General features: G+C 32.8%; 6 protein-coding genes. 3 read left to right on the top strand and 3 right to left on the bottom strand.

The features are described from left to right. Positions 1-10: 10 nt before the first annotated feature. Both JM82_RS14140 and JM82_RS14135 read right to left on the bottom strand, forming a co-directional pair. Positions 11-955 carry an OmpA family protein gene (locus JM82_RS14140; protein WP_145005392.1) on the bottom strand — a complete coding sequence of 315 codons (945 nt, stop codon included), beginning with the start codon at positions 953-955 and terminating at the stop codon, positions 11-13. 185 nt (positions 956-1,140) lie between these two features. After that, on the bottom strand, positions 1,141-2,694 hold the full coding sequence (locus JM82_RS14135; RefSeq protein WP_145005389.1) for an aldehyde dehydrogenase family protein: 1,554 nt from the start codon (positions 2,692-2,694) through the stop codon (positions 1,141-1,143). A gap of 255 nt (positions 2,695-2,949) precedes the next feature. Here JM82_RS14135 and JM82_RS14130 point away from each other — a divergent pair, with 255 nt between their 5' ends. Together JM82_RS14130 and JM82_RS14125 are read left to right on the top strand one after the other, a co-directional pair. Next, on the top strand, positions 2,950-8,526 hold the full coding sequence (locus tag JM82_RS14130; RefSeq protein ID WP_145005386.1) for an alpha-2-macroglobulin family protein: 5,577 nt from the start codon (positions 2,950-2,952) through the stop codon (positions 8,524-8,526). A 40-nt stretch (positions 8,527-8,566) separates the two neighbouring features. After that, positions 8,567-9,040: a hypothetical protein gene (locus tag JM82_RS14125; RefSeq protein WP_145005383.1), complete on the top strand. Its 474-nt coding sequence runs from the start codon at positions 8,567-8,569 to the stop codon at positions 9,038-9,040. A 20-nt stretch (positions 9,041-9,060) separates the two neighbouring features. On the opposite strand, the gene JM82_RS14120 is transcribed toward JM82_RS14125, so the two are convergent. Next, positions 9,061-10,944, bottom strand: coding sequence for a T9SS type B sorting domain-containing protein (locus tag JM82_RS14120; protein ID WP_145005380.1), 1,884 nt, complete (start codon positions 10,942-10,944; stop codon positions 9,061-9,063). An 88-nt stretch (positions 10,945-11,032) separates the two neighbouring features. Here JM82_RS14120 and pbpC point away from each other — a divergent pair, with 88 nt between their 5' ends. After that, positions 11,033-13,384 carry a penicillin-binding protein 1C gene (gene pbpC, locus JM82_RS14115; RefSeq protein ID WP_145005377.1) on the top strand — a complete coding sequence of 784 codons (2,352 nt, stop codon included), beginning with the start codon at positions 11,033-11,035 and terminating at the stop codon, positions 13,382-13,384. Positions 13,385-13,504: the final 120 nt, after the last annotated feature.

The raw sequence follows: 13,504 nt of genomic DNA, 5'->3' as shown, positions 1-13,504 counted from the left end.
TTATTTTTTGTTAGTTAATGGTTACTTCTACTCTTCTATTTTTTGCGCGACCCTCTTCTGTAGCATTATCTGCAATAGGTAAATCTGGACCTTTGGAAAATGATTGTATTTTACTACTGTCTATTCCATTTTGGATTAAATATTGTTTTGTAAAATCAGCGCGTCCTTGCCCTAATTTTATGTTAGTTGGTCGACTACCAGTATTATCTGTAAAGCCAGTAACAGTAATTAACGCACCATCAACCTTATCTATATATTTTACCATATTTGAAACTTTTAGTCTTTGACTATCCGACAAACTAATGGTCGCTTGAGCAGTATCAAAGTATAAAATTAAAGGATCTGCTTTTATGGTGTCTCCTAACTTTTTGGTGTCTTCTTCAATACTTGTGTCTCCTGCAGCTACAGTCTTTACTTCGTAACTTAATGGTCCTTGCAATACACCTTCTGCATTAGCGTTAAAATTATCATCCAATTTACCGTAAGTATTAATATTTTTTGAAGCCATACCTTTTGATACAAAATAATTTTTTGCAGCATTGGCACGTGCTAACCCTAAATCCGGAAAGACTGAGTTATTAACCTCATCACTACGATAATGACCATAAATATTTAATAGTTTATTAGGATTACTATTGTAATACGCGACCAGCTTATTTGCGCCTTCATCCACACTAGAAGTGATAGAATCAATAATTAAAGGGCTAGAAGTTTTAAAGTTTAAATTATCATTAATTTGAAAATCTAAATCACCATTAACATCTTTTACTGCAAATGCATTAATGGTTGCTGTTTTTTGATCTGTTTTTACTGAAACATCTTCAGTATTTATTGTATTATCTATAGCAACTTTATCTGCTTCAAGACATGGTTTACAACATAAATACCAGTACAAAATTGTACCTAAGATAATGGTCAGTAAAATACCCAGAAGATAACCGGTTTTTTTACTCATTATGGTTTTGTTTTAAGTTAATGACTATCAAGTTATTAAAAAATTAAAAATCTTTTAACATTTATCTTAACTAAATGAATTATAGACGCTTAAAAATCGACCAACGACCTAAAAAGTTAGCTTAAAACAAAAAAAGCCACATCTTTCGATGTGGCTTAACTTCCGCGAAAGCGAAAAAATAATTATTATAAATCAAACTTAATACCTTGAGCTAAAGGTAATTCGTCCGAATAATTTACTGTGTTTGTTTGTCTTCTCATGTATACTTTCCAAGCATCAGATCCTGACTCACGTCCACCACCTGTTTCTTTTTCTCCTCCAAAGGCACCACCAATCTCTGCTCCAGATGTTCCAATGTTTACGTTTGCTATTCCGCAATCAGATCCTGCAAAGGATAGGAATTTTTCTGCTTCTTTCATTTCGTTTGTCATGATTGCAGATGATAATCCTTGTGCTACTCCGTTTTGAACAGCAATTGCGTTTTCAACTTCACCAGAATATTTCATTAAATATAAAATTGGTGCAAATGTTTCATGCTGTACAATTTCAAAACTGTTTTCTGCTTCAATTATAGCTGGCTTAACATAACATCCAGACTCGTAACCTTCACCTTCTAAAACGCCTCCTTCTACTAGTACATTTCCTCCTTCTGCTTTTGCTTTTTCAATTGCAGCTAAATACGTATTTACTGAATCCTTATCGATTAATGGTCCAATATGATTTTTTTGATCCAATGGATTACCAATTGTTAATTGTCCATAAGCACCTACAATTGCATCTCTTACCTTATCGTAAACCGACTCGTGAATGATTAGTCTTCTAGTTGATGTACAACGTTGACCACAAGTCCCAACTGCTCCAAATACAGCACCAGGAACAACTACTTTTAAATCTGCTGTTGGTGTAATAATAATGGCGTTGTTTCCTCCTAATTCTAATAACGATTTTCCAAAACGCTCTGCTACTGTTGCTCCAACAATACGTCCCATTCTAGTAGATCCTGTTGCAGATATTAATGGGATTCTATGATCTGTTGTCATAAACTCTCCTACTTTGTAGTCTCCATTTATGATTGCCGAAATACCTTCTGGTAAGTTATTTTCTTTTAAAACTGCAGCAATAATGTTTTGACATGCTACAGAACATAATGGTGCTTTTTCTGATCCTTTCCAAATACATACATCACCACAAACCCATGCTAAAGCTGTATTCCAAGCCCAAACTGCTACTGGAAAGTTAAATGCTGAGATGATACCAACAACACCTAAAGAGTGCCACTGCTCGCGCATTACGTGTCCTGGACGTTCAGATGGTATTGTTTGCCCATTAAGTTGTCTTGATAGCCCAACTGCAAAATCACAGATGTCAATCATTTCTTGTACTTCACCATATCCTTCTTGTAAAGATTTACCCATCTCGTAAGAGACTAACTTTCCTAAAGGTTCTTTTAATTCTCTTAATTTATTACCAAATTGTCTTACAATTTCACCTCTTTGTGGTGCTGGCATCGCTCTAAAGCTTTTAAAAGCTTCCGTAGCTGTAGTGATTACTTTTTCGTAATCTTCCTTAGTAGTTGTAGATACTTTTCCTATTAATTTTCCATCAGTAGGAGAATATGAAGCGATTAAATCTCCACTTCCAAAATTATTAGACCCTGTAGAAGTCCCTTCATTTATATCTTTTAAGCCTAATTGTTTTAAAGCTTCTTTTATTCCGAAATCAGTTGAAACTGCTTGCATATTTCTTTAATTTTTACGAATTATTTAATTTTTAGCGAATATACTAATATTTCTTCGTTTTAAAATACGTCCTGTCTTATAATACTGTTAAGCTTTAACTCAAAAAAATAGATTAAAAATTGTCTATGATTAATACTTGAAAATTCAAAATTTGCAATAACTTTAACATCAAGTTTTGTTTTAATAACCAGATATCAAGTTTTTTCTCAGCAACTTCTCTTAACATAGATATAAAAATATAAAATACTGTTTACCATGAAATTAAAATCGCTATCAATCTTATTTCTTGTGTTTATACTAGCTAATTCTTGTAAAAAAGAGGTCACTGAAACGGATAACCTTTTTAAATTTAGAGATTACATTAGTTTTACAACGTCAGGACGCGTGTCTGTTGCAGATAATATAAACATCAATTTAGCAAAAGTGGTAGATGGATGGCAACCTGACCAAGTGCTTGATAAAAACGTATTTAAAATCTCACCTTATGTGGAAGGTAAAATTGTTGTAATAAACGATCATTCTTTAAGGTTTGTTCCGGATGAAAATTTAAAACCAGATACAGAGTATGCAGCGACAATTAATTTAGGCGAATTATATAAAGACCTTCCAAAACAATTTAGTAGCTATACGTTTCAGTTTAAAACTATTACTCCAAATTTTAATATTGAAACAAATGATTTACAATCTTACTCCAAAGAGTGGCAATACCTTTTAGGCGTTGCTAAAGCATCTGATATTATTACATTACAACAGGCTAAACAGTTAATTAGTGCAACTCAAAAAGGCAAAAACCTAAATATTGAATGGAACGAAAAAAGCCAGCCTTCAAAATATTTTGAATTTAAAATAGATAGTATTAATCGATTAGTTGAAGATTCTGAAATCTTAATTAAATGGAATGGCGAAGCAATTAAAGCAGACAATTCTGGAGAAAACACTTTTTCTATTCCTGGAAAAAACAACTTTAAAATCATGTCTGTAAACGTTATTCAGACACCAGAACAATATTTGTCAATTAACTTTTCTGACCCAATTAAAAAACAGCAAAATTTTGATGGTTTAGTCACTATCCAAAATAGCAAAAACCCTAAATTTATAGTAAACGGAAACGTGTTAAAAGCCTATCCTGAATCAAAAATTACAGGTAATGTACAAGTCGATGTTTTTCAAGGGATAAAAAACGTAGACGACTATAAACTAAAAACACCGTTTAGTGAAACTATCGCTTTTGAAGACGTCAAACCTCAAGTTAAACTAATTAATAGTGGTGTAATACTACCTAACTCTCAAGAGTTAAAATTCAATTTTGAAGCTGTAAACTTAAGCGCTGTAGATGTTAGAGTAATCAAGATTTTTGAAGATAATATTTTGCAATTTTTACAAGACAATACTCTTGGAAGTAATAATCAAAACCAAATAAGACGTGTTGGTCGTCGTATTGCTAAACACACCATTAAACTAATTGAAAACCCTATAGAAAATGATGGAAAATGGAAAACCTATAGCATTGACTTATCCAAATACATCAAATCAGATCCTGGTGCAATTTATCGTGTAGAGTTAGATTATAAAAAAGCATATTCGTTGTACGACTGTGACGCAAATGCAAGTAATAGCAGTGATAATGAAGAAGAATATTATGAGGACGATTATTATTATGAAGACGACTATTATTATGGTGGTGGAGATTATACTTACACAAATACAGAAGACGAAGATTTAAAAGAAGAAGAATATTGGGACAATATCACTTACAGCTATCGCGACAATAATTACAACTGGAGAGAACGCAATAACCCTTGCAATGATGCTTACTATAATAATAAGGTGATTTCGCAAAACTTAATTGGTTCTAATTTAGGAGCTATTGTAAAAAAAGGCGCTAGTAATACGTATCATTTTGCAGTGACCAATATTTTAACTACCAATCTAGAACCAGCTGCTAAGGTCGTTCTATACAACTTCCAACAACAAGAATTAGCAACTACTAATACCGATAATGATGGATTAGCAAAAATCAAATCCGATAAGTTGGCTGCTTTTGCAATAGTGTCTAAAGGTAATAATAACACTTACGTGAAACTACGAGACGGAAACTCGCTATCACTGAGTAAATTTGATGTTTCAGGAGCAACATTACAACGTGGACTTAAAGGTTATATTTATACTGAAAGAGGCGTTTGGCGACCAGGAGATTCTATTCATTTAACTTTTATGCTAAATGATATAGCAAACAAGCTACCAAAAGGACATCCAGTAAAATTAGAAGTAACCGATGCTAATGGTAAATTAGCTTATAAGAATATAAGTAATCAAGGCTTAAATAATTTTTATCAATTTAATATCCCAACTGCTACTGAAGACAAAACAGGAAACTGGAATGCAAAAATTAGCGTTGGAGGAGCAACATTTTATAAAGGACTTAAAGTCGAAACTGTAAAACCTAATCGCCTTAAAATTAAAATAGATTTTGAAGACGATATACTTAAATCTAACACGCCATTAAACGGAAAACTAGCTGTAAATTGGCTACATGGTGCTCCAGCTAAAAATGTAAAAGCCGAAATTAAAGCAAAATTTAGTACCTCTTATTCTGGTTTTAAAAACTACGAAGACTATCAATTTTTAGATCCATCCAAAAACTTTAATACAGAAGAGGTTACCATTTTTGAAGGCAATGTAGATGCTGAAGGTTTAGCAAATATTACCAAAAACTTAAACATTGGACAAGATGCTCCTGGTATGCTAAATGCACAATTTTTAGTACGTGCTTTTGAAAACGGAGGCGATTTTTCCATGGATGCATTTACAATGCCATATGCTCCTTACAACTCTTTTGTTGGTTTAAAATCACCTAAAGCAAAAGCTTACGGTTCTTTTTTTACAGATGAAAATCACACGTTTGATTTAGTGACTGTGGATGATCAAGGAAAACCAATAAAACGTAATAATTTAGAGATTAAAGTGTATAAAATAGAATGGCGTTGGTGGTGGAACTCCTCTTACGACAATCTATCACAATATACCTCTAGCAGCTATCACAAACCATTTTTAAACAGCAAAGTAAATACTAATGTAAGCGGTAAAGCATCGTTTAATATTAAAGTGCCAGATAACGAAGGTGGTCGTTATTATATTACTATAAAAGATCCCGTTTCTGGTCACATGACTGGTCGCACTGCATACTTTTATAAAGACTGGTGGAAACGTCAACCTTCTGGAGATAAAGAAGCTGCAAAAATGTTAGTGTTTGCTGCAGACAAAGAAAACTATAATGTTGGCGAAACTGCAAAAATTACTTTCCCATCAGGTACAGAAGGTCGCGCATTAGTTAGTATAGAAAATGGATCAGAGGTCTTACAAACTAAATGGGTAAAAACTAAAAAAGGAGAAACCACTGTAGATATTGCTATCACAAAAGACATGGCTCCAAACGTATTTATTAATATCTCATTGCTACAACCACACGCATCTACTGCTAATGATTTACCGTTACGCTTATTTGGTGTAATTCCGTTATTGGTAGAAGATCCAAATACTAAATTAGAACCAGAAATAAGAATGCCAAGCGTCTTGCAACCTGAACAAGAATTTGAAGTATTTGTTTCAGAAAAAAACAACAAAGCCATGACCTACACTATTGCTATGGTTGAAGAAGGGTTATTAGATCTAACACGTTTTAAAACACCAAACGCATGGCAATCCTTTTATGCTAGAGAGGCTTTAGGCGTAAAAACTTGGGATGTTTTTGATGATGTTGTTGGTGCATATAGCGGAAGTATAGAACAAGTTTTTGCTATTGGAGGAGATGGAAATGCTGCTGATGGTAAAAACAAAAAAGCAAATAGATTTAAACCTGTTGTTAAATTCCTTGGGCCATTTAATCTAGAAGCAGGCGGAAGAAAAACACATAAAATTAAAATACCAAATTACGTTGGAGCAGTAAGAACAATGGTTGTTGCAGGTAATAACACAACTGAAGCTTATGGAAGCACTGACAAATCTGTACAGGTCAAAAAACCTTTAATGGTTTTAGCAACGCTTCCAAGAAAATTAAGTCCAGGAGAAAAGGTAACACTACCTGTTACTGTTTTTGCTATGGAACCTAATGTAAAAAACGTATCGGTTAAATTAAAATTAAGCAAAGGAATTACAGTTGTTGGAAACCAAACTAAGGCACTAACTTTTGCACATCCAGATGAGCAAATGGCTTATTTTGAATTAGATGTTAGCAAGGCAAAAGGCATTAATACTGTTGAAGTTATTGCAACTGGAAATGGGGAATCTTCAACTTATAAAGTAGAGATTGATGTTGAAAATGTAAATCCAATTTCGTCTAAAAGCCTAGATGCTACTTTAGATTCAAATGGGTCTAAAACTATTGACTTTTCGACATTTGGTGTTACTGGAACAAATAGTGCAAGCGTTGAGTTTTCAACATTGCCTCCAATGGATTTTACTAGAAGATTACAATATCTAGTACAATATCCTCATGGCTGTGTAGAGCAAACCACATCAAGTGTGTTTCCTCAGTTATTCTTGCAAGACATCTTTGATTTACCTTTCAATAAAAAACAAGAAATCCAAGCAAACATAGAAAACGGAATCAAACGTTTAGGTCATTTTCAAAGACCAAATGGTGGTTTAAGCTATTGGATTGGAGAAAACAGTGCTAATGATTGGGGAACTAGTTATGCTGGACATTTCTTATTAGAAGCAGAGAAAAAAGGATTTGTTTTACCATTAACATTTAAAAGTAATTGGATTAAATACCAAAAACAAGCTGCACAAAGTTGGAGACCAAGCTACAGAACATATAATTCCGACTTAGCACAAGCCTATCGCTTATACACTTTAGCATTAGCTGGAAGTGCAGATTTGGGAGCTATGAATCGTTTACGCGAATTTTCAGAAATTTCTAACGAAGCCAAATGGCGTTTAGCAGCTGCTTATGCTTTAGCTGGTCAAACCGAAGCTAGCAACCAAGTGTCAAGTACTGCAAATATTAACTTTAAGCCACAAAAATACAATTATTACACCTATGGATCTGTTGACAGAAACAGAGCTATGGCTTTAGAAACTATGATTTTAACTAAAGACAAACGGGTTAAAGATTTATCAGAAACCATTGCAAATGATTTATCAAGTCAACGTTGGATGAGTACACAAACCACTGCATATAGCTTACTAGCTATGGCTAAAATGGTTAATGCAAATGGCGGAAAAGCCATGAAATTAAGCTACTCCATTAATGGTAAAACCGAAACAATCGATACTAAAAATGCTATTGCACAACGTACTTTAGCAATTAACGATGGAAGCAACAGCATAACCGTTAAAAACAACAAACAAAACATAGTTTATATACGTGTTTTAAATTCTGGAAAACTACCATTGGGTCAAGAGTTAGCAGAACAAAGAGGTCTGACTACAAGTATAATTTACAAAGATTTAAAGGGTAATAAAATTGATGTTTCCAAACTACAACAAGGTCAAGATTTTGTTGCAACAGTACAAATTACTAATACTAAAGACTACAACATAAATGACGTTGCATTGACTCAAATTTTTCCGTCAGGTTGGGAAATAGTAAATACACGTTTTACAGACTTTGGAGCTTCAACTTCAAGTCAGGCTAGGTTTACAGATATTAGAGACGATCGTGTTAATTTTTATTTTGACTTAGGACCTAAAAAAACCAACACGTTTAACGTCATGCTTAATGCTTCGTATTTAGGACAATACTATTTACCAGGTTTACAAGCTGAAGCAATGTACGATAACAACTTTTTTGTTAGAAACAAAGGACAATGGATTGAAGTTGAAAAATAAAAGTTTCCCACGAAAGTGGTATTTTTTTAATACTAAAACTATGAATTTTAAAGAAGTGCAAAAATTTAACCAATGGTGGCTTTGGGTGTTGTTAATTGGCATTGGATTGATACCAATATATGGTATTTATAAACAACTAATTATTGGTCAAAGTTTTGGAGATAAACCTTTATCTAATCAAGGCTTAATTGCTTTTACAATAATCCTTTTTTTAGTTATTGGGCTTTTTGGATTAATTCGTTTAAAAACAGAAATTGACCATTCCGAAATTAGAATGTCTTTTAATCCGTTTGTAAAAAAGAAGGTTAAATTAAACGATGTTAAAACCATGGAAGTTGTAAACTATGGTTTTGTTGGTGGTTGGGGAATTAGATTATGGACTAAATACGGAACAGTTTATAACATAAAAGGTAATAAAGGACTATCTATCACACTTAAAGATGGAAGTAAATTTATTATTGGCACGCAAAAAGAAACCGAACTTAAGTCTGTATTAAAAACTTTAAATTTATAATACTGCTTTCGCAGAAACCCTTATCGTTTTAAAGTAAAATGTCCAACACGACGCTGACCATCTATTATTATAACATACCAATAATCTGATGTAGGCATTGGGCTTCCATTAAATGTACCATCCCAAGAAAAGGATTTATTTTTTGAGCTTTTTAAAAGCTTGCCAAAACGATCATATATATAAACCTCTGAGGACTGAAAATATTGGATTCCTTTTAAATCAAAGGTATCATTGTTTGTATCGTTATTTGGTGTAAAAAATTGCGGTATGTAAAAGTGTAAAAACGATGTGGTCACGACATCATCACATCCATTAGCTTTAATATAAATTGTATACAAACCACCTTCAATATTAAAAAACACATTGGAATTCTGATAGTTAACACCATCTATAGAATATTCAAAATCACCAGTATTGCTTGTATTAACAACAATATCGTTTCCGTTGGAGGTAATACTATTAAGTAAAGGTGTTTCTAATTGAGCTACAATAAAAGTTATAATGGTAGTCAAACAACCATCAGTTACTTCTACGATATAAATACCAGAAGCATCTACTTCTAAAAACGATGTCGTTTGGCCTGTATCCCAAATATATGTTGGACTAATTATATCTGTAATGGCTTGTAAAGTAATCGTTTCATTTTGACAGAAATTTACAAATTCAGTTTCTTCATTAAATGGTTGGTCACCAATAATATCCCAAACACATGTAGTAGTATTAAATATAGTGGTTTCCCAACATTCTAATCCTGAAGGTTGTAATGGTTGCGTACCAGAGACTTCCCAAGCACAAGTTGTAGTATTAAATATCGCAGTTTCCCAACATGCTACAATAGGCTGAATTGGTTGCGCACCAACAACATCCCATGAACAAGTCGTATTATTTATAGTTGCAGTTTCCCAGCACGCCAGTGTTGGAGCAGGTGGCAGTGGTGTTACATCTACCTGAAAAACTTCTGATACAACATTGCATAGGTTATTATTTAAGTTTGCAACAGATTCAGCTACTTTACTCCTATAATACCTAGTATCTGTAATACCATTAATGGTTATATTTTGAGTTGTTTCTCCAATAATATCGGTCCATGTGGTTCCGTCTAAACTCTCTTCCCATTGATAAAAATGAGTACTAAATACGCTATTATCTGGCGTTACTGTCAAAAACGTACTAAAAGGTGTTTGGCTACTACATAAACTTATCATATTAGAAGCTGATGCATCTGCTATTGATATATTATCTCCACAACTTTTAAAAACAATATCATCAATTGCAAGATCATTTCCGCATCCTCCAACACCATTATTTTTCATCTTTAATATAACAGACGTCTGACCAGGAAGTGTCTGAAAAACTAATCCATACTGTAACCACTCTGGTGAAGGCAAACTACCCAAGTTTCCGGTACTACCAGAGGCTAATAAATTAGTATCAGAACTATCCCAAATCTCAAAACTTACATTTATAGGTATAGCTCCTGAACCGCAAAATCCGGTAGAAGGTGTCAAATTTACTAACCACGAAGAAAACTCGTAAGATGTGTCCACACAAAGTCCATTAATAATTGTTCGGTAAAACTCACCTGTTGTAAAATCGGAGTTTATTACCAACATTTTACCATTAACATCATCTAAAGTATGATCTTGAATTATAAACCAATCAAAAAAGTTAGAGGTATTACTTACCGTATAAAAACCATCTTCTGGCTCAGACCCATTAGCATAGGTATAGGTTGTTGTTCCTGCAGGTAAAGCACTTTGACCAATTCCAGTTCCAAAAGTTTCACTAAAAATAATATCTCCAGAATTACCATTACAAAATCCCAACTGCCCTACTGCATTTTGAGTTGCAAAAAATAGAGATAAAAATAAAATGATATTAACAGTAAATCGGTAGCTTTTCACGTTTATAATTAAGATATTATCATCAAGTATAAATGTATTTTTTTAAATTCACAATTATTAAAACAACTAAAGCCTTTTTGTAGCACTCATGTATAGGTTAATTGCTATTATTTCAAAACATTTTAAAAAAACAATAGTGTTTTTTATACTATTAGTAGCCTATTTTTTTTGTTTACCAAGTATACTTTTTAAAGATCCAACAGCAACTGTTATTACTAGTAACACTAATGTATTATTAGGTGCTCAAATAGCAAAAGATGGACAGTGGCGTTTTCCAGAAAGCGATAGTATTCCGGAAAAATTTAAAACGTGTGTTATCGCTTTTGAGGATGACTATTTTTATAAACATCCTGGATTTAATCCTATCTCTATAATTAAAGCCTTAAAAGAAAACTTAAATTCTGGTGAAGTCAAACGTGGTGGAAGTACAATTACCCAACAAGTTATTAGGCTATCTAGAAAAGGAAAATCAAGAACCTATTTAGAAAAGTTTAAAGAAATTATTTTAGCCACTAGATTAGAGTTAAGGCATAGTAAAGAAAAAATATTATCGCTTTATGCAAGTCATGCGCCTTTTGGCGGAAATGTTGTTGGTATAGATGCTGCGTCTTGGCGTTATTATAACAGAAACGCTCATGATTTATCATGGGCAGAAAGCGCAACTTTAGCTGTTTTACCCAATGCACCAAGCCTAATTTACCCAGGTAAAAATCAAAAAAAATTACTAGAAAAACGCAACAGGTTATTAAAAAAATTATTAGAAAACAATACTATTGATTCATTAACCTATAATCTTTCTTTAGCTGAAATCTTGCCTCAAAAACCATATCCATTACCACAAACAGCACCTCATTTACTACAAACTATTTCAAAAACTAATAAAGGAAAACGAGTTAAAACAACAGTTCAAAAACAACTTCAAGAACAAGTAAACAGCATTGTTTCTAATCATTATAACATTTTAAAACAAAATGAAATATATAACATTGCAGTTTTAGTTTTAGACGTTAAAACTAGAAAAGTTTTAGCCTATGTTGGTAACGCTCCAACAGATAAAGCACATCAAAAAAATGTAGACATAATTAACAAGCCTAGAAGTACTGGTAGTATCTTAAAACCTTTTTTATATGCTGCTATGCTTGATGCAGGAGATATACTTCCTAACACATTAGTTGCAGACATACCTTCTCAATTTGGAAATTATAGTCCCGAAAATTTTAATAAAGAATTTGATGGAGCTGTTCCTGCAAAACGCGCTTTATCACGCTCTTTAAATGTTCCTTCAGTTAGAATGTTACAAGCGTTTGGTTTAGATAGATTTCATCATTATCTAAAAGATTTAAAACTAAAAGACATAACCTATAATGCAAATCATTACGGATTATCCTTAATTTTAGGTGGAGCAGAAAGTAATTTATGGGATTTATGTAAAAGTTATGCAGCGTTCTCTTCGACTATAAATCATTTTAACGACACTTCAAGCGAGTATTTTTCCAATGAATTTTGCGAACCTACTTTCTACGACTCGCAAACCATTGATTTTGGAAAAAAAACTAATCAAAAAACACTTTTTGATGCTGCCTCAATCTATCTAACGTATCAAAGTTTAAAGGAGGTAAACAGACCAGAAGGCGATGACAATTGGGAGTTTTTTGACAATTCTAAACAAATCGCCTGGAAAACAGGTACTAGCTACGGTTTTAGAGATGCTTGGGCAATTGGTACAACAAAAGATTATGTTGTAGGTGTTTGGGTAGGTAATGCTGACGGAGAAGGTAGACCAGGATTAGTTGGTGTACAATCTGCAGCTCCAATTTTATTTGACGTATTTGATGCGCTTCCAAATAGTCAATGGTTTAAAAAACCTTTTGATGAAATGCAAGAAACTAGAATCTGTAGACTTAGTGGCTACAGAGCCTCGCTTAACTGTTTAGATACAGAGCTTCAATACGTACAACTAAGTGGTCTTAAAACAAAACCGTGTCCTTATCATAAGTTAATTCACCTAGACAAAACAAACACTTATCAGGTTAATACCTCTTGCGAAGATCTAAATAACATTAACACTCAGTCTTGGTTCACACTTCCTCCTTTAATGGAATACTATTATAAAAAAAAGAATCCTTTTTATAAATCACTTCCAACTTTTAGATTTGATTGTTTAGGTGAAAATGAAGTCACAATGCAATTTATTTATCCCAAAAATGAAAGTACTATTTATCTACCTAAGGATTTTAACGAAACGAAGAACGAACTCGTTTTAAAAGTTGCACATTCTAAAAAAAATAGCACTCTTTTTTGGTATATAGACAAAACTTACATTGGTCAAACTACAGATATTCATGATATCGCAATTAAGCCCGAAATTGGAGAACATTCACTTGTTGTAGTCGACGAATTTGGTAATGAAATAAAAAGAAACGTGATAATTTCTAAATAATATTCTAAACACGATATATAAATCTTACAATTTTAACAATTAATACTCTTTTCGTCGAAAAAAAACGCATTACGTCTATCTGTGTTAAATTATTCTTAATAAAAGTATACCTTTAAATAA

The sequence above is a fragment of the Olleya sp. Hel_I_94 genome, from assembly GCF_007827365.1.
In the GTDB taxonomy this organism is placed as follows: Bacteria; Bacteroidota; Bacteroidia; order Flavobacteriales; family Flavobacteriaceae; genus Olleya.
The sequence above is the reverse complement of the archived record's forward strand: the minus strand, read 5'-3'. Positions and strand labels throughout refer to the sequence as shown.

What these genes read in the sequence shown, in the direction of transcription:
- pbpC (WP_145005377.1), top strand. Translation starts at nt 11,033, where the DNA reads ATGTATAGGTTAATTGCTATTATTTCAAAACATTTTAAAAAAACAATA.
- JM82_RS14125 (WP_145005383.1), top strand. Translation starts at nt 8,567, where the DNA reads ATGAATTTTAAAGAAGTGCAAAAATTTAACCAATGGTGGCTTTGGGTG.
- JM82_RS14140 (WP_145005392.1), bottom strand. Translation starts at nt 955, where the DNA reads ATGAGTAAAAAAACCGGTTATCTTCTGGGTATTTTACTGACCATTATC.
- JM82_RS14135 (WP_145005389.1), bottom strand. Translation starts at nt 2,694, where the DNA reads ATGCAAGCAGTTTCAACTGATTTCGGAATAAAAGAAGCTTTAAAACAA.
- JM82_RS14130 (WP_145005386.1), top strand. Translation starts at nt 2,950, where the DNA reads ATGAAATTAAAATCGCTATCAATCTTATTTCTTGTGTTTATACTAGCT.